The sequence below is a fragment of the Ferrovibrio sp. GW821-FHT12B10 genome (assembly GCF_058807515.1).
This window is the reverse complement of record NZ_JBXAQT010000001.1, coordinates 2451371-2473358: the sequence shown is the minus strand read 5'-3', so window position 1 is coordinate 2473358 and position 21988 is coordinate 2451371. Positions and strand designations below refer to the sequence as shown.

At 62.6% G+C, this 21988-nt stretch carries 26 protein-coding genes; 20 read left to right on the top strand and 6 right to left on the bottom strand.

What is annotated here, in order from left to right:
• Complete coding sequence (locus tag AC1RRT_RS12530; protein ID WP_493014135.1) at positions 1 to 1314, top strand: tetratricopeptide repeat protein; 1314 nt, start codon at positions 1 to 3, stop codon at positions 1312 to 1314.
• 136 nt (positions 1315 to 1450) lie between these two features.
• Positions 1451 to 1639, top strand: a complete 189-nt coding sequence (locus AC1RRT_RS12525) for a hypothetical protein (protein WP_492980043.1) — start codon at positions 1451 to 1453, stop codon at positions 1637 to 1639.
• A gap of 67 nt (positions 1640 to 1706) precedes the next feature.
• Here the strand turns inward: AC1RRT_RS12525 and AC1RRT_RS12520 are convergent, their stop codons facing one another.
• The 4 genes from AC1RRT_RS12520 to AC1RRT_RS12505 form a co-directional block, all read right to left on the bottom strand.
• Positions 1707 to 2135 (bottom strand): DUF2794 domain-containing protein, encoded by a 429-nt coding sequence (locus tag AC1RRT_RS12520; protein WP_493014134.1) that lies wholly within the window; start codon positions 2133 to 2135, stop codon positions 1707 to 1709.
• A gap of 117 nt (positions 2136 to 2252) precedes the next feature.
• Positions 2253 to 2804, bottom strand: a complete 552-nt coding sequence (locus AC1RRT_RS12515; protein WP_493014133.1) for a response regulator — start codon at positions 2802 to 2804, stop codon at positions 2253 to 2255.
• Positions 2805 to 2825: 21 nt separating this feature from the next.
• The gene (locus tag AC1RRT_RS12510) at positions 2826 to 3473 is read right to left on the bottom strand and encodes a chemoreceptor glutamine deamidase CheD (protein WP_493014132.1); all 648 of its coding nucleotides are present in this window, start codon (positions 3471 to 3473) and stop codon (positions 2826 to 2828) included.
• Positions 3474 to 3497: 24 nt separating this feature from the next.
• Complete coding sequence (locus AC1RRT_RS12505; RefSeq protein WP_493014131.1) at positions 3498 to 4688, bottom strand: pentapeptide repeat-containing protein; 1191 nt, start codon at positions 4686 to 4688, stop codon at positions 3498 to 3500.
• Between the two features lie 248 nt (positions 4689 to 4936).
• On the opposite strand from AC1RRT_RS12505, the gene AC1RRT_RS12500 reads away from it, so the two are divergent.
• From AC1RRT_RS12500 to AC1RRT_RS12450, 11 genes are all read left to right on the top strand, one after another.
• A complete protein-coding gene (locus AC1RRT_RS12500; RefSeq protein ID WP_493014130.1) occupies positions 4937 to 5458 on the top strand; it encodes a hypothetical protein in 522 nt (173 codons plus the stop codon).
• Positions 5459 to 5570: 112 nt separating this feature from the next.
• Positions 5571 to 6119 carry a hypothetical protein gene (locus AC1RRT_RS12495; protein WP_493014129.1) on the top strand — a complete coding sequence of 183 codons (549 nt, stop codon included), beginning with the start codon at positions 5571 to 5573 and terminating at the stop codon, positions 6117 to 6119.
• 173 nt (positions 6120 to 6292) lie between these two features.
• Entirely contained in the window at positions 6293 to 6763 is a 471-nt protein-coding gene (locus tag AC1RRT_RS12490) for a hypothetical protein (RefSeq protein ID WP_493014128.1), read from the top strand.
• A gap of 182 nt (positions 6764 to 6945) precedes the next feature.
• Complete coding sequence (locus AC1RRT_RS12485) at positions 6946 to 7260, top strand: STAS domain-containing protein (RefSeq protein ID WP_493014127.1); 315 nt, start codon at positions 6946 to 6948, stop codon at positions 7258 to 7260.
• Positions 7257 to 7625: a response regulator gene (locus AC1RRT_RS12480; RefSeq protein ID WP_492980034.1), complete on the top strand. Its 369-nt coding sequence runs from the start codon at positions 7257 to 7259 to the stop codon at positions 7623 to 7625. Before AC1RRT_RS12485 ends, AC1RRT_RS12480 begins: the two co-directional genes overlap by 4 nt.
• A 47-nt stretch (positions 7626 to 7672) precedes the next feature.
• Positions 7673 to 9943: a chemotaxis protein CheA gene (locus tag AC1RRT_RS12475; protein ID WP_493014126.1), complete on the top strand. Its 2271-nt coding sequence runs from the start codon at positions 7673 to 7675 to the stop codon at positions 9941 to 9943.
• A 15-nt stretch (positions 9944 to 9958) separates the two neighbouring features.
• Positions 9959 to 10489 carry a chemotaxis protein CheW gene (locus tag AC1RRT_RS12470; RefSeq protein ID WP_493014125.1) on the top strand — a complete coding sequence of 177 codons (531 nt, stop codon included), beginning with the start codon at positions 9959 to 9961 and terminating at the stop codon, positions 10487 to 10489.
• Positions 10490 to 10510: 21 nt separating this feature from the next.
• Complete coding sequence (locus AC1RRT_RS12465; protein WP_493014124.1) at positions 10511 to 11365, top strand: CheR family methyltransferase; 855 nt, start codon at positions 10511 to 10513, stop codon at positions 11363 to 11365.
• A 19-nt stretch (positions 11366 to 11384) separates the two neighbouring features.
• Positions 11385 to 12437, top strand: a complete 1053-nt coding sequence (locus AC1RRT_RS12460) for a protein-glutamate methylesterase/protein-glutamine glutaminase (RefSeq protein WP_493014123.1) — start codon at positions 11385 to 11387, stop codon at positions 12435 to 12437.
• Positions 12438 to 12542: 105 nt separating this feature from the next.
• A complete protein-coding gene (locus AC1RRT_RS12455) occupies positions 12543 to 12935 on the top strand; it encodes a response regulator (protein ID WP_493014122.1) in 393 nt (130 codons plus the stop codon).
• A gap of 73 nt (positions 12936 to 13008) precedes the next feature.
• Positions 13009 to 13479: a MarR family winged helix-turn-helix transcriptional regulator gene (locus tag AC1RRT_RS12450; RefSeq protein WP_493014121.1), complete on the top strand. Its 471-nt coding sequence runs from the start codon at positions 13009 to 13011 to the stop codon at positions 13477 to 13479.
• Here the strand turns inward: AC1RRT_RS12450 and AC1RRT_RS12445 are convergent.
• Entirely contained in the window at positions 13476 to 14405 is a 930-nt protein-coding gene (locus tag AC1RRT_RS12445) for an alpha/beta fold hydrolase (RefSeq protein ID WP_493014120.1), read from the bottom strand. The genes AC1RRT_RS12450 and AC1RRT_RS12445 overlap by 4 nt on opposite strands.
• Before the next feature lie 103 nt (positions 14406 to 14508).
• Here AC1RRT_RS12445 and AC1RRT_RS12440 point away from each other — a divergent pair, with 103 nt between their 5' ends.
• The 4 genes from AC1RRT_RS12440 to AC1RRT_RS12425 all read left to right on the top strand — a co-directional run bounded on the left by AC1RRT_RS12440 (position 14509) and on the right by AC1RRT_RS12425 (position 19129).
• Complete coding sequence (locus tag AC1RRT_RS12440) at positions 14509 to 15915, top strand: aspartate aminotransferase family protein (RefSeq protein WP_493014119.1); 1407 nt, start codon at positions 14509 to 14511, stop codon at positions 15913 to 15915.
• A 123-nt stretch (positions 15916 to 16038) separates the two neighbouring features.
• Entirely contained in the window at positions 16039 to 16890 is an 852-nt protein-coding gene (locus AC1RRT_RS12435) for a hypothetical protein (RefSeq protein WP_493014118.1), read from the top strand.
• Between the two features lie 206 nt (positions 16891 to 17096).
• Positions 17097 to 17636, top strand: coding sequence for a TRAP transporter small permease subunit (locus AC1RRT_RS12430; protein ID WP_493014117.1), 540 nt, complete (start codon positions 17097 to 17099; stop codon positions 17634 to 17636).
• A gap of 35 nt (positions 17637 to 17671) precedes the next feature.
• On the top strand, positions 17672 to 19129 hold the full coding sequence (locus AC1RRT_RS12425) for a TRAP transporter large permease (protein WP_493014116.1): 1458 nt from the start codon (positions 17672 to 17674) through the stop codon (positions 19127 to 19129).
• Positions 19130 to 19180: 51 nt separating this feature from the next.
• Here the strand turns inward: AC1RRT_RS12425 and AC1RRT_RS12420 are convergent, their stop codons facing one another.
• Positions 19181 to 20284: a PQQ-dependent sugar dehydrogenase gene (locus AC1RRT_RS12420; RefSeq protein ID WP_493014115.1), complete on the bottom strand. Its 1104-nt coding sequence runs from the start codon at positions 20282 to 20284 to the stop codon at positions 19181 to 19183.
• Positions 20285 to 20376: 92 nt separating this feature from the next.
• On the opposite strand from AC1RRT_RS12420, the gene AC1RRT_RS12415 reads away from it, so the two are divergent.
• The 3 genes from AC1RRT_RS12415 to AC1RRT_RS12405 are packed head-to-tail and all read left to right on the top strand — an operon-like array spanning position 20377 to position 21976.
• The gene (locus AC1RRT_RS12415; RefSeq protein WP_493014114.1) at positions 20377 to 20958 is read left to right on the top strand and encodes a helix-turn-helix domain-containing protein; all 582 of its coding nucleotides are present in this window, start codon (positions 20377 to 20379) and stop codon (positions 20956 to 20958) included.
• Positions 20955 to 21449: a GNAT family N-acetyltransferase gene (locus tag AC1RRT_RS12410; protein ID WP_493014113.1), complete on the top strand. Its 495-nt coding sequence runs from the start codon at positions 20955 to 20957 to the stop codon at positions 21447 to 21449. Before AC1RRT_RS12415 ends, AC1RRT_RS12410 begins: the two co-directional genes overlap by 4 nt.
• Positions 21446 to 21976, top strand: coding sequence for a GNAT family N-acetyltransferase (locus AC1RRT_RS12405; protein WP_493014112.1), 531 nt, complete (start codon positions 21446 to 21448; stop codon positions 21974 to 21976). Before AC1RRT_RS12410 ends, AC1RRT_RS12405 begins: the two co-directional genes overlap by 4 nt.
• The last annotated feature ends 12 nt before the right edge of the window (positions 21977 to 21988 follow it).

The window sequence follows — 21988 nt, the reverse complement described above, 5'->3', positions numbered from 1 at the left end:
ATGCTGCAGGATCAGTGGAACCTGGACGTCGCCACCGACAATCCCGCCGCCATCGAGGGCCTGAACACCTTCGACACCAGTTTCATCACTTACGGCACCACGGCGGCCGCTGTCTGGACTGCGGCCAAGGCCGATCCAGCCTGCGTGCTGGCGCAGGCCAAGGCGGCGGCGCTGGAGATGTTCCTGCAGACCGGCCAGTCCGTCGCCAGGGCCAGGCCATGGCTGGCTGGCGCCGAGCCGCATCTGCAGGCCGCCACCGATCGCGAACGGCTGTGGCATGCTCAGGTAAGTGCCTGGGTGAACGGCGATGCCGCTGCAGCCATCGCGCGCTGCCGCGAACTCAGCGCCCGCTGGCCCGATGACTTGCCGGCCATGAAGATGGCGCAGTATCACATGTTCCACGTCGGTGACCTGGCCGGGATGCTGGCGGTGGCCGAGGCCGCCCTGCCGGCGCACCGCGAGCGCGCCGAGATGCATGGCATGCTGGCCTTCGGGCTCGAGGAAATGAACCGGCTGGAGGAGGCCGAGGCTGCCGCCCGCCATGCCATCAGCCTCAAGCGTGGCGAACCTTGGGCGCATCATGCTCTCGCACATGTGATGGAAGCCCAGGGCCGCTGTGCCGAGGGCCTGGAGACGATGACGGCCCTGGCCGACACCTGGGCCGACAGAAATTCCTTCATGCGCAGCCATAACTGGTGGCATGTCGGGCTTTTCGCGATCGATTGCGACCAGCCCGACACCGCGCTACGGCTGTACGACCAGCAGGTCTGGGGCCTGGTGAAGGACTACAGCCAGGACCAGGTGAACGCCGTGGCGCTGCTGGCGCGCCTGGAGATCGCCGGCCTGGATGTGGGTGAGCGCTGGCAGGATGTCGCCGATTACCTGGAGCGGCGCGGACCCGAGCATGTCGAGCCGTTCCTGGATGCGCATTACCTTCTGGGGTTAAGCCGCGCCGGCCGCGATGCAGCCGTGGAGCGCCTGCTGCAAAGCCTGCAGACATATGTCGATGCGCAGCCCGATCACCTGACCGGGCGGATCTGGCGCAACGTCGGGCTGCCGTTGGCTGAAGGCGTCGCCGCCTATGGCCGCGGCGCATGGCGCGAGGTGTTCGAAAAATTATCTCCGGCTTTGCAGGGCCTGCAGCAGATCGGCGGCAGTCATGCGCAGCGCGATCTGTTCTGGCAACTCTGGCTGCGCGCCGGTGTGGAAAGTGGCGAAAATGCTGCGGTAAAACCGCATTTCGAACGTCGGCTGGCCGAGCGCCCGTCTGTGGCCAAGCATCGTCGGGACATCGCTTCTGTCACGTCCGTATAAAAAAACCGTAAACCGACAGAGTGTCGCAGATAAAATATCGGCCATTGCCGTTCAGAGAAGACAGGCGCAAGAATGACCGTGATGCAGCCTGTGATTCGCTGGCATGCAGCAACACTGTTGTAAGGGATGGACCCCGATGTTGACCCGTTTCAAGACGATCGCCGCTGCTTTCGTGATGGCTGGCTTCCTGGCTGGCGCTGTTGCCCCCGCCTTCGCTCCGGCCGCCGAAGCCCAGACCGCTCAGCCCGCTAAGAAGAAGGCTGAGAAGAAGAAGACTGGCGAGAAGAAGGCTGCCAAGCCGGCGAAGAAGGCCAAGAAGGCCTAATCGCTTTCAAGCATCTCGATCCGGAAAGGCCCTCGTCCGCTGGACGGGGGCCTTTTCTTTTAAGGGATCAGAAGACTGCTTCGCGCTTAGGCTCGAAGAAGCGCAGCATGACATCGAGATCGCGACCACGGCGCAGCACACGGCCGCCCTGTGCGATAATGGCAAAGGCGCCCTGCTTGCGCGCCAATTTCGGCGTCTTGACGATACGGTAGAGCGCGCCATCCGCAGTGCGACGGAATACCGCGAAGCTGCAGCTCTCGCGGTCATGCCCGATAGCATAGTCGCGCCATTCGCCCTGACCGACCATGCGGGCATAGAGATTGAGGATCAGATTGAATTCGCGGCGATCAAAAAATACGGCCGGCTCTACTGCCGGCCTGGGGTCGGTGCTTCTGGCGACGATCAGCTTTGCGTCCGCACCCGGAGCCGCTCCCTGCGAAGCGGAGTCCTCAGGCATCGAACGCCGGAACTGATGCAAGGCGACAACCTCGCTCATGCCGAAACGGCTGACCTCCCAAATCGACTCTGTCTGGTATGAATCTTGGTCCTGCGACGAAGGTCCGTCAAGCCGGGATTGCAGCATCCATGGCCCGGGCCGGGCGCAGAATACGGCTCAGATCTCGTTCAGCAGCCGCTCGACGGCATCATCGTCCATCTGCTGGTCGCCCTTTTCCATCATGTCCTTGCGGCGCTCCTCGCCGGTATAGTTGGACACCTTGTGGCGGCGGCGATCGGGGCCGAAGAAATCATCGGTGCGCACGAACTGACGGGGGTATTCGACCACCACCGTGATGCGGCGAGCCATGGTCTTGGCCGAAAACGGCTTGACCAGGAATTCGGTGACGCCGACATCGCGCGCCTTCATCACCTTCCACTCTTCCGACTGCGCGGTCACCATGATGATGGGCACGAATACATTCTTGGAGGCGGGATTCTTGCGGATCCATTCGACCAGACCAAGGCCGTCCATCTCACCGTCCATGTGCCACTCGGTGAAGATGATATCGACGACATTATTCTCGAGATAGGTGAGCGCATCTTTCGCATTCATGCACTCGGCGATGCGCGCCACGCCAAGCGGTCGCAAAACCTCTTTGATAAGCTGCATGTGGTTGTGGTTGCTGTCGATCACCAGCACTGCAACGTTATTGAGTTTGTAGGTCATGACCGAAAGCGCCCGTGCTGTTCAGTCAAAGAGTTCGATGCTGCCTGCCGTGGTCTGCACGGCAGTGATCTTCTTGGTGCTCTCGCGCTGGAACACCGCCTTCGCACTGGCATCCTCGATCTGCTTCATACGGACAATGCCGGTCGAGGGGAAATACTGGACCTTGCGCGGCAGCGTGCCGCGCAGATCCTTGCCCATGATGCGGAAGCCTTCGTCCTTGAGGTAGCGCTCGACGAAATCGGCATTCTGGTGGCCGATGCCGCGCAGGCCCGCCAGCACATTGGCGCCACCGAAGATTTTCACTTCCAGGCGCTCACGGCGGCCGCCGGCACCCAGGATTCCGTTGATGAGCTGCTCCATGGAGTAGCTACCGTAACGCAAAGAAGCGGAAAACGGCAAATCCGGATTGGTCTCGCCGCCCTTGTCGGGCAGCAGGAAATGATTCATTCCACCCACCCCGGCCACGGGATCGCGGATGCAGGCCGCCACGCAGGACCCCAGGACGGTGGCCAGCATTTCGCCCTCGCGGGTCGAAACGAAGAAGTCGCCCTGGAAGACCTGGACGACATTCACCTTCAGAATCGGGTCGTAATACCGACGACGATCGCCCGAAGCGCCGCCATCGGCGGTCGGGGGGCGGCGCAGGATGCTGCCAGGCGTCGTGTTCATCGGGTCATCATGGCCATGGGCCGGTCAGGGTTCAAGACCGCTGGCGTCATGCAGGATCGCATCACCCCAGTCTACACCCTCCAGGGCCGCCCCGTTCAAGCGGGCTCCGGAGAGGTCGGTATATATCCTGCGCCCGGTCTGTTCGCCTTTGGCACTCAGGATTTCAGCACTGCCGAAGCGGCTGCCATGCAGTCGGCTGTTGCGCAGGTCGGCGCCGGTCAGGTTGCAACCGGCGAAGGTTGTAGCCTTGGCGCTGCAGCCGCGCAGGTCGACACCGGACAGGTCGGCGAACTGGAAGGTGGTGCTGTCCAGCTTCACATCGCGCATGGCGGCGCCGCGCAGCTTGATGCCGGAAAGATCGAGGTCGCTGAGGTCAAATCCACTCAGATCCTGGCCGCGCAGATTGGCGGGCCGACCATCGCCGCCGCCGACCCAGCTCTTATGCGCGGCGAGCGCAGCCTTGATTTCATCTTCGCTCAGCGGCTTGGGCGCGGCGGTCGCATGCTCGACCGCCATATTGGCCATCACCACATTGGCGCCGAAGACATCGACATCGCTCAGATCGACGCCGTGCAGATGCGCATCGGTGAGATTGGCGCCCTGCAGCGTTGCGCCTGCCAGATTGGCGCCGGCCAGTTCGGCGCCCACCAGATTGGCGCTGGCAAGCGTTGCGCCGGCAAGGTCTGCGCCGGAAAGATCGACGCTGACAAGCTGGCAATCGGTCAATGCCGCGTCCTGCAGATTGGCGCCGGCCAGGTTGCTGCCGCTGAAATCGGCGCCCAGCGCATCAACGCCGACCATGGTGGCCCCGGCGAAATTGCTGCCCGTCACGTTCAGGCGCAGCACTTCGACGGCCTCTTTGGGATTCTGCCCCAGTTCCAGGCCACGGCGGAAATTGGCGCCCGTGAGATTGGCGCCAGCCATATTCACCTGCTCCATCGTCGCACCACGCAGATCGGCGCGCGTGAGATCCGCATCGCTTAGATCAGCATTGGAAAGATCAGCCTTGAACAGGTCGCACTGCATCAGCTGCGCCTTGGACAACTTGGCGTCGCGCAGATTGGCCATGCGGAATGACGCCCGGCGCAGGTCTGCACCGCTCAAATCAGCACCACTCAAATCCTTGCCGGAAAAATCCGCCGGCTGGCCTGTGGGCATGCCCTTCAGCCAGAGATGATGGTGATGCAGCATCTCCTTGATATCGATCGGATCCATATCCGCTCGTGACTCCCTGCTTGATCCGGTAGTTAGCATGTTTCCCACAGAGCACCTATGCCCGTGACGGCTGGTTATCAGCTTTTAATTTCCCTTATATGCCAACATTGACCACTGTGCAGGCAAGGGACTATGGGGCGCATATGATCAACCGGTGGTCGTAATCCCTCAAGGCGAATAACAAAAAGATATCAGCGGGTTGCCTCGGAAAGAGTGCATATCTGCGGCAATTATGGAAGAATTGGCATATGGGGAAGGTTCCGGCGCAGTCGCAGGACTATCGAAAGACGCAGGCAGGCGGTACGGAGGCGGCAGGTGTGTCGCCGGCCGGAACGCGTGAACTGCTCGATTTCATCGCGCTTGTCCTGTTGGCCATCAAGGAAGAAGTCGAGGATCTGCAGAAGGTGCAGAGTGCCAATGCACAATCCTTTGCGGCCAAGCTGGTTGAACTGGGCAAGCAGCTACCCGGCTCGCCCGTCATGGGCGAAGTGGTCAGCCTGATGCAGAGCGACGATCTGCGCAGCCAGCGCCAGCAGCATGTAATCAATGCCCTCCGCTATGTGGAAGACATCATCCGCGACCAGTCGGGCCGCGACTGGGCACCACGCCTGACCGATCGGGCAGCCGGCTGGGGTGAAGGCTTGGTGGCCAGCCAGACCCTGGAGCAGGTGCGAACCCATTTTCAGCATTATCTGCTGGGAGCGCCCTCGGAAGATGCAGGGGTCAAGACTTCTGCAGCCGCGCATAAAAGTGAAGTCGAGCTGTTTTAGTCCCTATGCTGAGAACTGCGTATTCAGTTGCGGCGCCGGAACGGGATGTTTACCTTGCCGCTGTTATCGTGGCGGCTGTTATGCCGTCGCATGAGGAGCGTTGATACCCAACATGGCTGACAACGACGCGAAGGCCAACGCGGACGCCGACGACAAGAAGCAGGACGGCGGCGCTGAATTCGTCACGCCACCGAATTACCTCAAAATGAAGGTCGGCGGCGGCGGCATCGACAAGGAAGCGATCAAGGAAGCCGAGATCGCGGTCCAGGTGCTTGGCCATAAGATGTATGCCAAATGGGCCGATGACGACCTCGGCCGCATGCGCGTTGCTTTCGAGGAACTCAAGCAGACAAACCTGGACGACCCGAACAGCGTCAAGCATATGCTGCGCATCTGCTGGGATATGAAGGGCCTGGGCGGCACCTTCGGCTATCCGCTGGTCACAACGATCACGCATTATCTCAGCAATTATCTCGAGCATTGCCTAAACAACGACGACGCCAAGGTCAGTGCGGCCGTCGTTTCGCCGCATATCGACGCACTCTATGTCGTGCTGAGCCAGAAAATCAGCGGCGATGGCGGCGCCATCGGCCGCGAGCTGGTGGCCGGCCTGCAGAAGGTGGTCCTCAAGACCGGCGCCCGTATCGGCGGCGTGGGCTGATTTCCCGCCCTTTCCTGCATAACCCAATATTTGGTAGCCCCTAGGGCTGAAGAATCCGCGATCTCGCGGTTCTTCCTTGACCCCCGGAATCACGGTGGCTAAGGTCTACCCGACTCGGGCCCGTGGTCCGATTCGCCACTGACACTGTGATTTTTTTCAGGATTGGAACTACCTTGGATCTCGATCAAGGGTTGTTCGCAGATCGCGATACAGATTCCGGCCACGACGATGCCGGGTTCAGCCATTCCTATTCCGCCGATCCGATCATCGATATCGAGGCCGAGGATATCGAGGATATCCAGTCGCGTCGCGATGGTGTGACACGACAGACCATGGTCGTGCCGCCGCCGCGGATCAACGACCGCTTCAACACCGAAACCAACTTCCACGGCCTGTCGCTGTCGCAACTTGCGGTCCATTCGCTGTGGATCGCCGATTATCTGCGGCAACTTGGCGAGACCGAAATGGCCGACGGCGACCTCGACAGCATCGGGCGCTGCGCCGAAGATCTGGAAAACGCCATTATGATGATGTTTCAGCTGGCCGGCGGCACCCGCCAGGAATTGCGCCAGCGCTATCATGAAATCAAGCGGATGCTGCAGGCACGTCAGCACGCTACGGTCGACCTCAGCCGCGCCCAGTAGGGTTATTTTTCGTGCACCTTCCGCTGGCACGGAAGCCACGGGGCTAATTGTGGTTTTTTGATAACCCCCAATGCATCCCCCTTCCGTCCCTGCGCCCCCTCAGCTAGGCTTATCTGCATAAGGCCGGCCCCTCCTGCGGGGTAGGCTGACGCCCGCCCTGCGGGTGTTCTGGGGGAATGTGGATGGACTCGTTCACGGTTACAAAGTCGGATGATGCAACCCAGATCGCCCTGGCGGCGAGCATGGATTTGCGCGCCGCCGAACCCCTTTTGCATAGCTTCCACGAGATTCTGTCCCAGGGCGGCAAAATCGTGATCGATGCCTCGGCGGTGGAACGTCTTTCCACTCCGTGCGTGCAGATCCTGCTGTCGGCGGCGAAGCATATGGAGGAGCACGGCATCGCTTTTGTCGTGAAAGCTCCCAGCGACGCCTTCGTATCCGCCTTTGACGATCTGGGCCTCTTCTCGTTTCTCATGAAATGGCCGGTACAGACATGACCAAACGCGTTCTTACTGTCGACGATTCAAAGACCATGCTGCAGATGCTGCAATTTGCACTGAAGCAGGGCGGCTTTGAGGTCATTCAGGGCGAGAACGGCCAGGAAGGTCTGGACCTGCTCGAAGCCAACAGCAACATCGATGTGATCATCACCGACATCAACATGCCGGTGATGGACGGCATCACGTTCATCAAGGAGCTGCGCAAGCAGCCCAAGAACAAGGCTATTCCGGTGCTGATTCTCACCACCGAAAGCAGCCAGTCTAAGAAGGAAGAAGGCCGCAGCGCCGGTGCCACGGGTTGGATCGTCAAGCCGTTCGATCCGGGCAAGCTGCTGGAAGTGATCCGTAAGGTCAGCCCGTAAGCGGCTGAAAACGGAACGGCGACGCGGAGCAGAAGCGGGACGCGCCAATGGATGATCTAGCGCAATTCAAGCAAACGTTCTTCGCGGAATGCGAGGAACTGCTCGGTGACCTGGAAGGCCATCTGATGGCGCTCCAGTCCGGCGAAGGCGACAACAACACGCTGAACGCCGTGTTCCGCGCGATCCATTCGATCAAGGGCGGCGCCGGTGCGTTCGGCTTCGACCGCCTGGTCGCCTTTGCCCATATTTTCGAGACCGTGCTGGATCTGATGCGCGACGGCCGCCTGGAGCCGACGCCCGATTCCGTGCTGCTGGTGCTGCATTGCGCCGACATCCTGTCCGATCTGGTCAAGGCCGCGCAGAACGGCACCGAGCTGCCGCCGGATCATGAAAATGAAGGCCGCAAGTCGCTGATCGACCTGGCCGCCACCATCGGCGTCGATGCCGATCCGCATGCCGCCGACGCGGCGCTGGCCGCGCTGGATGCGCAACTTGCCGGCGGCAGCCTCGACGAGGAACCGGCCGCCGTGCCGGCCGAGCCGGAACCCGAAGCCGAGACTGAAGCCGAACCCGCCGCTGAAGCTGCGGCGCCGGCCAAGGCCCCGCTGCTGAAATACCTGGTGAAGTTCGAGCCGCGCGATGCGCTGTACCAGCGCGCCAACGAGCCGCTGATCCTGATCCGCGAACTACGCGAACTGGGCGGCTTCATCGCCCGCGCCGATGCCGATGCGGTGCCCGCGATCGACCAGATCCAGCCCGAAGGCGCTTATATCAAGTGGGAATTCGAGATCGAGACCGATCGTGGCGAAGCCGCGATCCGCGAGGTCTTCGAATTCGTGCTCGACGACTGCCTGCTCGAAGTCACCTGCCTCAATCCGCCGGCTGCCGGTGCCGCCGCGGCCGCTAAGCCCGCCGCGGCCGCCGCACCCAAACCAGCCGCCACTCCCAAGCCCGAGGCCGCCGCGCCCAAGCCCGCCGCAGCACCAGTCGCTGCCGCAGCGCCCAAGCCTGAAGCCGCCGCCGCCCCCAAACCGGCCGCCGCCAAGGCTGAAGCCGGCGCTGGCGCTGGCGCCGGTCCTGGCGCCGGTGGTGGTGGTGACGCCAAGCAGGTCCGCTCCATCCGCGTCGACCTCGACCGCGTCGACAAACTGGTCAACATGGTGGGCGAGCTCGTTATCACCCATGCCATGATCGCGCAGCAGACCGAGCATCTGCATGCCGACCAGCATCCTGAACTCGCCAACGGCCTGGCTGAATTGTCGCATCACATCCGCGATCTGCAGGAAAGCGTGATGGCGATGCGCGCCCAGCCGGTGAAGAGCGTGTTTGCCCGCCTGCCGCGCCTGGTGCGCGAACTGGCGATGATGACCAACAAGAAGATCCGCCTCGACATGAGCGGCGAGAACACCGAAATCGACAAGACGGTGATCGAGCAACTGGGCGATCCGCTGACCCACATGATCCGCAATTCCTGCGACCATGGCATCGAGGGTCCGGATGACCGCGTTGCCGCCGGCAAGCCGGCTGAAGGCGTAATCCATGTCTCGGCCGACCAGCGCGGCGGCCGCATCGTGATCGAAATCACCGACGATGGCCGCGGCATCAATCGCGACAAGGTGATGAAGAAGGCGATCGAAAAGAAGCTCGTCGCCCCGGATGCGGTGCTGAGCAACGAGGAAATCGACAACCTGATCTTCCTGCCCGGCTTCTCGACGGCGGATACGGTGTCGAACATCTCCGGCCGCGGCGTCGGTATGGACGTGGTGCGCCAGAACATCCAGTCGCTGGGCGGCCGCGTGCATATCCAGTCGCGTCCCGGCCAGGGCTCCAGCTTCATCCTGACCCTGCCGCTGACGCTGGCCGTGCTCGACGGCATGGTGCTGAAGGTCGGCGTGCAGTCCTACATCCTGCCGCTTGCCAACATCGTGGAGAGCCTGCGGCCCGAGCCTGATCAGATCAACATCGTCGCCAATCAGGGCGAACTGCTGCGCATCCGTGGCGAATACGTGCCGCTGGTCTACCTGCACCGCATCTTCAAGGTGCCGATGGGCATCGACGACCCGACCAAGGCGCTGGTCATCATCGTCGAGCTGGAAGACAGCTCGAAGATGGGCCTGGTGGTGGACGAGATCATCGGCCAACAGCAGGTCGTTATCAAAAGCCTGGAAGAGAATTTCGACCCGATCCGCGGCGTCGGCGCCGCCACCATTCTGGGCAACGGCCGCGTGTCGCTCATTCTGGACGTGGCCGGCATCAAGCATATTGCGGAGCATGAGCCGCGCGGCGCCCGCCCGCGTCTCGCTGCGCCCGCAGCGTAAGTCAGGAGAGTTCGTATGGCATCCGAGGCAGAACAGACCGCGCGCTCCAGCCGCACCGTGCAGCTCGTGTCATTCACGGTCGGCAACGAGGAATACGGCGTCGACATCATGGCCGTGCGCGAAATCCGGGCCTGGTCGGAAACCACGCCGCTGCCGAACACGCCCGAAGTGGTGCGCGGCGTCATCAACATGCGTGGCGCCATCGTGCCGATCTTCGATCTGCGCGCCCGTTTCGGCATGCCGCGCACCGAACCGACCAAATACAACGTCGTCATCATCGTCTCGATCGCTTCCCGCATCGTCGGCATCCTGGTCGACGCCGTGTCGGACATCATCACGATCAATGAAGACGAAATCCGCCCCATGCCCAGCATGGAACAGGTCAGCGGTCTGGGCTTCATGGAAGGCCTGATCACGGTGGGCGAGCGGATGGTGGGCCTGATCGGCCTGGAGCGCATGTTCTCCGAGCGCATGCTCGAAGCCGCCGACAATACCGGCAAGCCGATGCTCGCGGGCCCGTCCGAAGCCGGCGGCGCGGCCGCCTGATCGCAGCGCATCACACACCCAATGGCAAACGCAGATATTCCTTCCGCCGAAGACCGGGAATTCAGTTTCTCGACCGGGGACTATGATTATCTGCGGTCGATGCTGAAGGAGCGGACCGGCATTGAGCTGGGTCCGACCAAGCACAACATGGTCTACGCCCGCCTGGCCAAGCGGCTGCGCAAGCTGGGCATGAAGAGCTTCCGCCAGTATATTGAATTCATCGGCTCGGATGCCGGCCGCGACGAACTGGGCACCACGCTCAACGCACTGACCACGAACCTCACCAAGTTTTTCCGCGAAAATCACCACTTCGAGCATCTGGCCACCACGGCCCTGCAGGAAGTGCGTGCCCGCGCCGTCAGCCAGGGCCGCCGCCTCCGCATCTGGTCGGCCGGCTGCTCGTCCGGCGAGGAACCCTATTCCACGGCGATCACGCTGCTGCGTTCGATGCCCGACATCAAGCAGTGGGACGCCAAGATCCTGGCTACCGACATCGACACCGAAATGGTGCGGCGCGGCTCCGAAGGCATCTATGCCGCCACAGCGCTGGAAGGCATGCCGGCCGACATCGCCAAAAAGTATTTCGAACCTCACGGCCCCGACAAGGTGCGCGTGGTGGAAGAGGCGCGGAACCTGATCAGCTTCAAGCACCTCAACCTGATCGACAAATGGCCGATGAAGGGCCCATTTGACGTGATTTTCTGCCGCAATGTGGTGATCTACTTCGACAAGGACACCCAGCGCGTGCTGTTCGACCGCTACGCCAACCTGCTGGCGCCGGGCGGCTTCCTGTATATCGGCCATTCAGAAAACCTGTTCGGCATCACCGAACGGTTCAAGCTGCTTGGCCGCAACATTCATCGCAAGATCGCGTAAAATACGCGCGGAGCTCATCGTGGCCGGCAAGAGAATTCGAGTTCTGATCGTGGACGACAGCGCACTGATCCGTCAGTTGCTGACCGCTGCCCTTTCCAGCGATCCCGAGCTTGAGGTGGTGGGCGCCGCCCCCGACCCGCTGATCGCACGCACCATGATCAAGGAACTCAATCCGGACGTCCTGACGCTGGATATCGAGATGCCGAACATGGACGGCATTTCATTCCTCGAAAAGATCATGCGACTGCGGCCGATGCCGGTCGTGATGGTGTCCACCCTGACCCAGAAGGGCGCCACCATCACCATGCAGGCGCTGGAAATGGGCGCCGTCGATTTCGTGCCCAAGCCGACCCTGGACATCAAGCACGCCCTGGAAGAGATCCGGACCGACCTCATCGCCAAGGTCAAGATGGCCTCGACGGCCCGCGTCGTGGCGCGCAACCGCCCGGTCGAAGGCGCAACGCCCAAGCGGCTGACCCCTGGCCCCGGCTTCAACTCGACCGACATCATCGTGGCGATCGGCTCGTCCACCGGCGGTGTCGAGGCGCTGAAAGAAGTCATCACCATCCTGCCGCCCGACAGCCCGCCGATCCTGATCACCCAGCATATGCCGCCGCGCTTCACCGGCAGCTTTGCCGCCCGCCTCGACTCGCTGTCAGCGGTTACCGTGACGGAAGCAAAGGACAACGTCCGCGTCTTCCCGGGCCATGTCTATATCGCCCCGGGCGACTTCCATCTGACGCTGCATCGCTCCGGCGGCCACTATTACACCAAACTTAACCATGATCCGCCGGTCTCCGGTCACCGTCCTTCCGTTGACGTCCTTTTCAATTCCGTGGCCGAGCATGCGGGGCATAATGCCATTGGCGTGATCCTGACCGGCATGGGCAAGGACGGCGCCACGGGCCTGAAGAAGATGCTGGAAGCCGGCGCCCAGACCATTGGTCAGGACGAGTCGACCAGCCTGGTATACGGCATGCCGAAAGCTGCGAAGCTGATCGGTGCGGTGCAGGCGGAAATAGGGATCGGGCAGGTCGCCTCCGAGATCCTGAACCGCTGCAAACAGCGTTGAGGAACCTTGTTTTTTGCGCTAAAAACCATGATGTTAGGCATTGAATCGGGTGTCGCTGGCCAGGATGGCCGCGATTGGTTGCGTTGAGGAAGAACGAGGGGCGAGATGCCTTCGGCTAGCACTCTTAGAGTTTTGATCGTCGACGACCAGATGAGCATGCGCGGCATCGCGCGCTACTGTCTGCAGGAGATCGGCATCAAGAATGTCGTCGAGGCCAAGAGCGGAGCGGAAGCTCTGGTTGCCATGGGCTCGAACAAATTCGACCTGATCATCTCCGACTGGAACATGGACGGGATGGATGGACTCACTCTGCTCAAGACCATCCGCAGCAATCCGCTGACCAAGCGCATGCCCTTCATCATGGCAACCGGCCAGCGCGATACCGAAATGGTGAAGACGGCGATCCAGGCCGGCGTCAACAACTACATGGTCAAGCCGTTTAACGCGGCGACCATGAAGCAGAAGATCGAAGCCGTTCTGGGCAAGCTCGGGGCCTGACGCTCCGGCGTTGCCTATGGCTGTCAGCCCACCGTCAGACGTCTCTTCCGCTCCGCCGGCTTCCGGCTCAAAGATGCCTGCATCGCCACCGCTACGGTTGGACGACTATCTTCCTTACCTGATCAATCGCGCCGGCGTCTCCTTGGCTCATCGCTTTGGTGCCGAGCTGCGGCGCGCTGGCGTCACACTGCAGGACTGGCGCGTGCTGGCCGCGTTGCGTGAGCGTGATGGCCAGCGACTGACCGAGCTGGCCGCCCGCACCAGCATCGAGGTTTCCACGCTGTCGCGTCTGGTCGGTGGCCTGGAAGCGGCAGCGCTGGTGCTGCGCGAACGTGATACCGGAGATGCGCGCGCCATTGCCATCCGCCTGACCGAGGCCGGCGCCACCACCACGACCGCGCTGACCCCGGCTGCGGTCCTGCTGGAACGCACGGCGCTCGACGGACTCAGCGATACCGAGATCGGCCAGCTCAAGGACCTGCTGAACAAGGTCTATGCCAACCTGCTGACCGATGCGGCGGCCGCAGACGAGGCTGCCGGTTAAGGCAGGCAGCGCCGCAGGAAGGCGATGATATCAGCCGTGACCGCGTCCCGATTGGTCTCGTTCAGCAATTCGTGCCGCGCCTCGTCGTAGAAACGGCTTTCCACCCGGGTCAGGCCGGCCGCCGCATAAGCCTCCAGCAGCTGACGCAGCCCCTTGCCGCCGCCCGACACCGGATCGTGCCGGCCGGCAATCACCATGATCGGCAGGTTTTTGGGAATCCGCGCCTGGTTGGCCGGGCGCGCCATCGCATCCAGGCCGTCCAGCAGATCGATCCATGACTGCGCGCTGATCGGAAAGCCGCATAAGGGATCGGCGATATACTTGTCCACCTCGGCCGCATCGCGCGACAGCCAGTCGAATTCCGTACGCGCCGGCTCGAAACGTTTGTTGAAGGCATCGAAGGACAGCGTCTGGATCAGCGGGCTGATGCCGCTGCGGCCATGCCGCAGGCGCTCCAGCCGTGCGACCAGCCGGCCGATCAGGGCGATTGCCGGCGGCTTGCCGTTGGAGCCGCAGAGCACGCAGCCCGCCAGCAGGTCGCCATGCTGGTACAGCAACTGCTGGGCCATGAAAGAGCCCATCGAATGGGCAAACAGCAGTACCGGCAGGCCGGGATGACGCTCGGCCGCCAAACGACAGACAGCTGCCAGATCAGTCACCGCCCGGTTCCAGGCATCGCGATCCGCCATATGGCCCAGCGCCGCCTTAGAGGGCGCCGTATGGCCATGGCCGCGATGATCGAAGCCATAGGCCGCGAAACCAGCCGCATTCAGCGCCGCAGCAAAGCGGGCATAGCGTCCTGCATGTTCGGCCATGCCGTGTGCAATCACCACCACAGCCTGTGGCGGAGCGGCAGGCAGCCAGGCATAGCCGCGCAGCAGCAGGCCGTCGACCGGAGAGGTCAGTGTGATATCGGGTTGGCTCATGGACTGAGCCTAGCGAGAGAATCCCCGGTTCGACAACCGACCCGTTTTGACAGCCGGGCGATTTCGCCGTCTACTGAGCAGATCCTTCCCCCCGGAGACCGTCATGACCGCCATGCCCAATACCCCGCGCCCCAATTCGATGGCCGCCCGCGACATCGCCCATGTCATGCATCCCTACACCAACATGGTGAAGCATGAGATCGCCGGCCCGCTGGTGATCGAGCGCGGCAAAGGCATCTATGTCTATGACGACCAGGGCAAGGAGTACATCGAGGGCATGGCCGGCCTGTGGTGCGCCGGCTTGGGCTTCAGCGAGGCCGCGCTGGTCGATGCCGCCATCGAGCAGATGCGCAAGCTGCCCTACTACCATGGCTTCGGACACAAGACGACCGGACCGGTGGTCGAGCTGGCCGAGAAGCTGAAGGCGCTGAGCCCGTTGCCGGTGGGCAAGGTCTTTTTCGCCGAGGGCGGCTCGGGCGCCAACGACACCCTCATCAAGCTGATGTGGTACTACAATAACGCGCGCGGCAAGCCTGAGAAGAAGACCATCCTCGGCCGCATGAAGGGCTATCACGGCGTCACCGTCGCCAGCGCCAGCCTGACCGGCCTGCCGGCCAACCATCGCGATTTCGACCTGCCGATAGCCCGCATCAAGCATGTCGACTGCCCGCATCATTATCGCTTTGCAGAGGCAGGCGAGAGCGAGGCCGATTTCGTCGCCCGCTTGGCCCGCAACCTGGAAGCCTTCATTGCGGAGGAAGGCGCCGACAATATCGCCGGCTTCTTCGCCGAACCGGTCATGGGCGCCGGCGGCGTGATCCTGCCGCCCAAGGGCTATTTCCCCGCCATCCAGGCGGTGCTGAAGAAGCACGACATCCTCAGCGTTTCGGACGAAGTGATCTGCGGCTTTGGCCGCACCGGCAAATGGTGGGGCGCTCAGACCTTCGACTACAAACCCGACTTCATCTCCTGCGCCAAGCAGCTGTCCGGCGCCTATCTGCCGATCTCGGCTGTGCTGGTGCCCGAGCATGTCTATGAAGTGATCCGCGACAATTCCGGCAAGATCGGCACCTTCGGCCATGGCTTCACCTATGGCGGTCATCCGGTCGCTGCCGCCGTGGCCTTGCGGGCATTGCAGCTTTATGAGGAGCGCAACATCCTGGCGCATGTGGAAAGCGTATCACCGCGCTTCCTGGCCCGCCTGAAGAAGCTGGGCGACCACCCGCTGGTCGGCGAAGCCCGCGGCATCGGCCTGATCGGCGGCGTCGAGCTGGTGGCCGACAAGAAGACCAAGCGCAATTTCGCACCCACAGCCGGTGTCGGCGCCGCCTGCATGAACTTCTCGCAGGACGAAGGCCTGATCAATCGCGCCATGGGCGGCGACGTCATGGGCTTCTGCCCACCAATGATCATCACCGAAAGCGAGATCGACGAACTATTCGACCGGTTCGAGCGGGCGCTGGCGAAGACCGAGGCCTGGGTGGAGCAGCAGGGTCTGCGAGCGGCCTGAGCCGCCACGGACGACTCCCTTCGGCGGTGTACCCTATCCTTTTGGTGGAGTAACCAGACGGTTCGCAAATCACAGGATTGTGTTAAGGTTAATGTAACCAGACCGGAAACACACTCCCGCCCGATGATTGCCGATAACCACGCTCACAACCAGGAAGCCAACGAACTGGTTTCCAAGATCGAGCAACGCGCGATCCAGATCTTCAAATTCACTGAAGATCCGGGTGAGAAGCGCAATACCGTCTCGGGCTTCCGCAAGTTCTCGGCTCTGGTCGATGACTTCCATCAGGCCGCCGAAGTAGCTGAAGGCCGGCTTTCCGTGCTCAAGACCGGCCGCCGCGACGAACTGCGCCGCTATGTGGCGCAGATGCGGGCCAAGATCCTCAAGATGGAAATCGACATCAAGCAGGGCTATCTCGAGAACCTGATCGAGGCCCGTTCGGCCCTGCCTTATGGCGCGCGCGAATTCTTTGCCTCGCGCCTGAAGCGGCTGGAAGAACTCAGCAGCATCCTGATCGATGGCCCCGATGCCGGCGGCGGCGCCGGTGACCTGATGGAGCACATGCGCAAGATGCTGCAGCACCTGATGGACCAGGCACCGCAGCTGGAAGTCTTCGAGCGCGAACCCGATTACCGGCCGCCGCAGCGCAGCGGCCGCACCGTGCCAGTCGTCGGCGCAGCCCCGTCCGCCAAGCAGGCCCGCAATGCGCCGCCTACGGCCGATCTCAAGCCGATCCGCCTGACCGGCCGCGACGAATGGGGCCGCGTGTTCCTCGACAAGGGCTCCTTCGATCAGGTCAGCACGGCCTGCCGGGCCCGCGGCATCACCCTGGATCAGGTGGCTTCCAAACTGGGCCTGACCCGCGTCGCCTTCACCCTGATCCTGAACGGCCAGGACCCGATCCAGCGCAACCTGCTGGACGTGGTCCACCGCACCATCAACAATTACAACCCGAATACCGGCGAAATGGGCTGAATCTGGGCTAAGCCTCAGATTTTACAAAAATTTTATGCCTCATTCGCAGGCAGTAGATTATATATAGCCCCGGTCGTCAGCCGGGGCTGGATAGAACGACCCGCATAGAATAATAAACAGCCCCGCAAACAGGGAATGGTTCCGGATTTCATGCCGCGCACCATCCACGATCCGGACGGACCCGTCCGGCACGAAGGGGGACTTTTATGCGGCTACTTCTGGCTTTCAGCACCGCTGTCGATCGGTTCAACACCTGGATCGGCTGGGTTGCCAACTGGCTCGTGCTGCTGTCTTGCGTGATCAGCGCCGGCAATGCCTTTACCCGCTATCTGTTCAACATGAGCTCGAACGCCTGGCTGGAAATCCAGTGGTACATGTTCGGCGCGATGTTCCTGCTGGGCGCGTCCTACACGCTGAACCGCAACGAGCATGTCCGCGTCGACCTCGTCTACGGCAATGTCTCCTCGCGCGCCCAGCTCTGGATCGACCTGCTCGGCGGCATCTTCTTCCTGCTGCCGGCCACCGTCATCATCGGCTGGCTGTCTTGGCCGATGTTCTACAACTCCTACAGCATCCACGAGATGTCGACCAATGCCGGGGGCCTGCTGCGCTGGCCGGTCAAGATCTGCGTGCCGATCGGCTTCTTCCTGCTTACCCTCCAGGGTCTCTCCGAGATCATCAAGCGCATCGCTGCGCTGCAGGGTCATGAAGAACTGATCATCAAATATGAAAAGCCGCTGCAGTAAGCCGGCGTGACATTCAGACTTCGAGGATACCAGAGATGATTCCGTTGGATTGGATGGCGCCCCTGATGTTCGGGGGACTCGTCGTCTTCATGCTGATCGGCTACCCGGTCGCCTTCTCGCTTGCTGCCGTCGGCCTGTTCTTCGGCTTCATCGGCATCGAGCAGGGCTTCTTCTCCTCCGCCCTGCTGCAGGCTCTGCCCGAGCGCGTCTTCGGCATCATGGCCAACGACCTGCTGCTGGCCATTCCCTTCTTCACCTTCATGGGCGCGGTGCTGGAACGCTGTGGCCTGGCGGAAGACCTGCTGGATGGCCTGGGCCAGGCCTTCGGCCCGATCCGCGGCGGCCTCGCCTATGCGGTCATCCTGGTCGGCGCCGTGCTTGGCGCCATCACCGGCACGGTTGCAGCCTCGGTCATTGCCATGGGGCTTATCTCCCTGCCGGTGATGATGCGCTACGGCTATGACATGCGCCTGGCCACCGGCGTGATCGCCGCCTCGGGCACCATCACGCAGCTGATCCCGCCGTCGCTGGTGCTGGTGGTCCTGGCCGACCAGCTCGGCCGTTCGGTCGGCGACATGTATGCCGGCGCCATCGGCCCCAGCATCATGCAAGTCGCGCTGTTCTGCATCTTCATCTTCGGTGTCAGCATCTTCAAGCCGCAATGGGTTCCGGCCCTGCCGCTCGAAGCCCGCACCATCAAGGGCTGGGCGCTGACCAAGAAAATCCTCTGGGGCATCGTGCCCTCGCTGGTGCTGATCTTCCTGGTGCTCGGCACCATCCTGATGGGCCTGGCCACGCCGACCGAAGGCGGCGCGATGGGCGCCGTCGGTGCGATCGCGCTGGCTGCGATCCACAAGCGCCTGACCTGGGACCTGATGTGGCAGGGCATGGGCTCGACCATGCGCATCACCGCCATGGTGGTGTTCATCCTCGTCGGCTCCACCGTCTTCGGCCTCACCTTCCGCGGCGTGGACGGCGATTTGTGGATCGAGCATCTGCTGACCAGCTTGCCCGGCGGCGCCGTCGGCTTCCTGGTCTTCGTCAACATCTTCGTCTTCTTCCTGGCGTTCTTCCTCGACTTCTTCGAGATCGCCTTCATCATCATTCCGCTGCTGGCCCCGGTGGCGCAGAAGCTGGGCATCGACCTGATCTGGTTCGGCGTCATGCTGGGCGCCAACATGCAGACCTCGTTCATGCATCCGCCGTTTGGCTTCGCGCTGTTCTACCTGCGCGGCATCGCACCAAAGTCGGTGAAAAGCTCGGATATCTACTGGGGCGCCATTCCCTGGGTGATCCTGCAGCTGATCCTGGTCGGCATGCTGATCTTCTGGCCGGAGATGGTGACCTACTGGCTGGATGCCGATCTGAACATGGATCTGAACGACGTCCGGATCGAGATTCCGAACGATCCGATGGGCGTCGATCCGCAGGTCGATGGACCGAACGACGACGAGCCGGAAGTCCCGGAAGAACTGCAGCAGAAGGCCGACTGACGGTCTTTCGCACCAAGACAAAAGCCCGGCAGAGATGCCGGGCTTTTTTATTCAGTTTGCCGGCTCCAGCCGCAGGATGCGGCCGCGCGGATTATCGGTGGCGACGTAGAGATAACCGTCCGGTCCGTCACGCACGTCGCGAATTCTCTCGTCCAGCTCCTTCAGCATCTGCTCCTGTCGCACCACCCGCGTGCCATCCAGAACCACCCGTTGCAGCAGACCGAATTTCAGCGACCCCACGAACAGGTTGCCACGCCAGGCCGGGATCTTGTCGCCGGTGTAAAAGGCCATGCCAGAGGGCGCGATCGAGGGCGTCCAGTGCAGTAGCGGCTGCTCCATGCCAGGCGCCGACGTGCCGATGCCAATCTTGGCGCCTGAATAGTCGATGCCATGGGTGATCACCGGCCAGCCGTAATTCCTGGCCCTCTCTGGAATATTGATTTCGTCGCCGCCCTGCGCGCCATGTTCATGCAGCCAGACGATGCCGGTCTGCGGATGCCACGTCATGCCCTGGATGTTGCGATGTCCGTAGGACCAGATTTCCGGCCGTGCGTCGCTGCGCCCGACGAAGGGATTGTCTGGCGGCACGCTGCCATCCCGGTTCAGCCGCATTACCTTGCCCAGATGGTTGGTCAGGGTCTGCGCCTCGTCGCGGCGATAGCGCTCGCCCACACCGAGCCAGAGTTTGCCATCGGGGCCGACAACGACCCGGCTGCCGAAATGATTCCCGCCCGATACCTTGGGCTGTTGGCGGAACAGCACCTTTACATCATCCAACCGCGTCTCCGCGAAGACGGCGCTGGCCAGCGCCGTGCCGGCGCCGCCTTCGCCCGCTTCGGCATAAGTGAAGTACAGCACGCGGTTGCGGGCGAAATCCGGATCGAGCGTGATATCCAGCAGGCCGCCCTGCCCGCTGTCGTAAACCTTCGGCACATTGCCGAGCGGCGCGGAGACGCGGCCCGCCTGCACCACCCGCATCCGGCCGGGCCGTTCCGTCACCAGCAGGCGCCCGTCGGGCAGGAAGGCCATGCCCCAGGGATTCTCCAGATCCTTGGCCACCTCGGTCACCCGCACCGTGGCGGCTTCCGTCCGGATTGTCTGAGCAGCGGCAGGAAAGACGATCATCAAAGACAACAGGGCGACCAACAGACGCATCGGTATCTCCATCCGGGACCTTCCTGAGATAGTAGCCAAGCGCGGCAAACCCAGCTTGACCCCGCTTGTCTCTTATAATAGACAATTGTCTCATGAGTAAGACGAACCCGGATGATATCGAGCTGCGGATCGCGCTTCGCCTCAAGGCCCGCCGCGAGGAGCTGGGACTTTCACTGGCCGATCTGGCCACGCGCAGCGGCGTCAGCAAGCCGATGATCTCCCGCATCGAGCGCCGCGAGGCCAGCCCCACGGCGGCGGCGCTGGGCCGCCTCTGCGCCGGTCTGGACATCACGCTCTCGGGCCTGATGGCCGCCGTGGAGGATCGCAGCCTGGTCTTGCTGAAAGCCGAAGTCCAACCGCAATGGCGCGACCCCGAAACCGGCTTCCAGCGCCAGGCGGTGAGCCCCGCCGGCACGGGATCGCCGGTGGAGATCGTGCAGGCCACCCTGCCACCCGGCGCACGCATCGACTACCCCGCCATGCCCTCACAGGCCTATGACCAGCATATTCTCGGCCTCGCGGGCCAACTCACCTTCCAGAGCGGCGCCGACAGCTTCGTCATCGGCCCCGGCGACTGCCTGCATTGCGCGCTCGACCAGCCGCATGTTTTCACCAACAGCAGCAGCGCTGCCTGCCGCTATCTCGTCATCATTGCCAAGCGAGTCTCCCGATGATCATCCGTGACGCCGGCGCACAGGACGCCGAAGCGATCCGCGCCATCTACAACGACGCCGTGCTCAACACGACGGCCGTCTTCGACTACACCGCCCGCGAGCCGCAGGCACAGGTCGATTGGCTGGCCATGAAGGCCGAGCAGAAGCTGCCGGTGCTGGTGGCCGAGGAGAACGACATTGTGCTGGGCTACAGCAGCTATGGCCCGTTCCGGCCCTGGCCGGCCTATCTCTACACCGTGGAAAACGCCATCTATGTGGCGCCTGGCAGCCGCGGCAAAGGCATTGGCAAGCTGCTGCTGGAGCCGCTGCTGGAGATCGCAAAATCGCGCGGGCTGCGCACCATGATCGCCGGCATCACCGCCGACAACACCGCCAGCCTGCGACTGCATGAACGGCTGGGCTACAGCCATGCTGGCCTGATCCGCGAGGCTGGCTGGAAATTCGAGCGCTGGCTCGACCTGATTTTCCTGCAAAGGATGCTACAATCATGATCCCTGCTGCTTCGATCACGACACTGGATGCGGCCGGCGCCGAACGCGAGATCGACGCCTTGAGCGATATCCTGCGCGACTGCGTGGCGGGCGGCGCCAGCGTGAATTTTGTGCAGCCCTTCACGCTGGAGCAGGCCGCAGCCTTCTGGCGCCGGGTCATCCCCGGCATCGCCAGTGGCGATGCCATCCTGTTGGTGGCCCGTCATGACGGGCAGATCTCCGGCACCGTAATGCTGGGCCTCGACACCCCGCCGAACCAGACCCATCGCGCCGACGTCAAAAAGCTGCTGGTACATCGCCGCGCCCGTCGGCAGGGCCTTGCCCGTGCCCTGATGCTGGCCGTCGAGCTGGAAGCCCGGCGCCTGAAGCGCGACCTGCTGACACTGGATACGGAGCATGGCAGCACGGCCGAGCAGCTCTATGTCGATCTGGGCTACAAAAGCATCGGTGCAATCCCGCGCTATGCCCGGACGGCGGACGGCCGCAGTCTGGCCGCCGCGGCATTTTTCTACAAAGACCTCGCCTAGGTCACAGCGGCA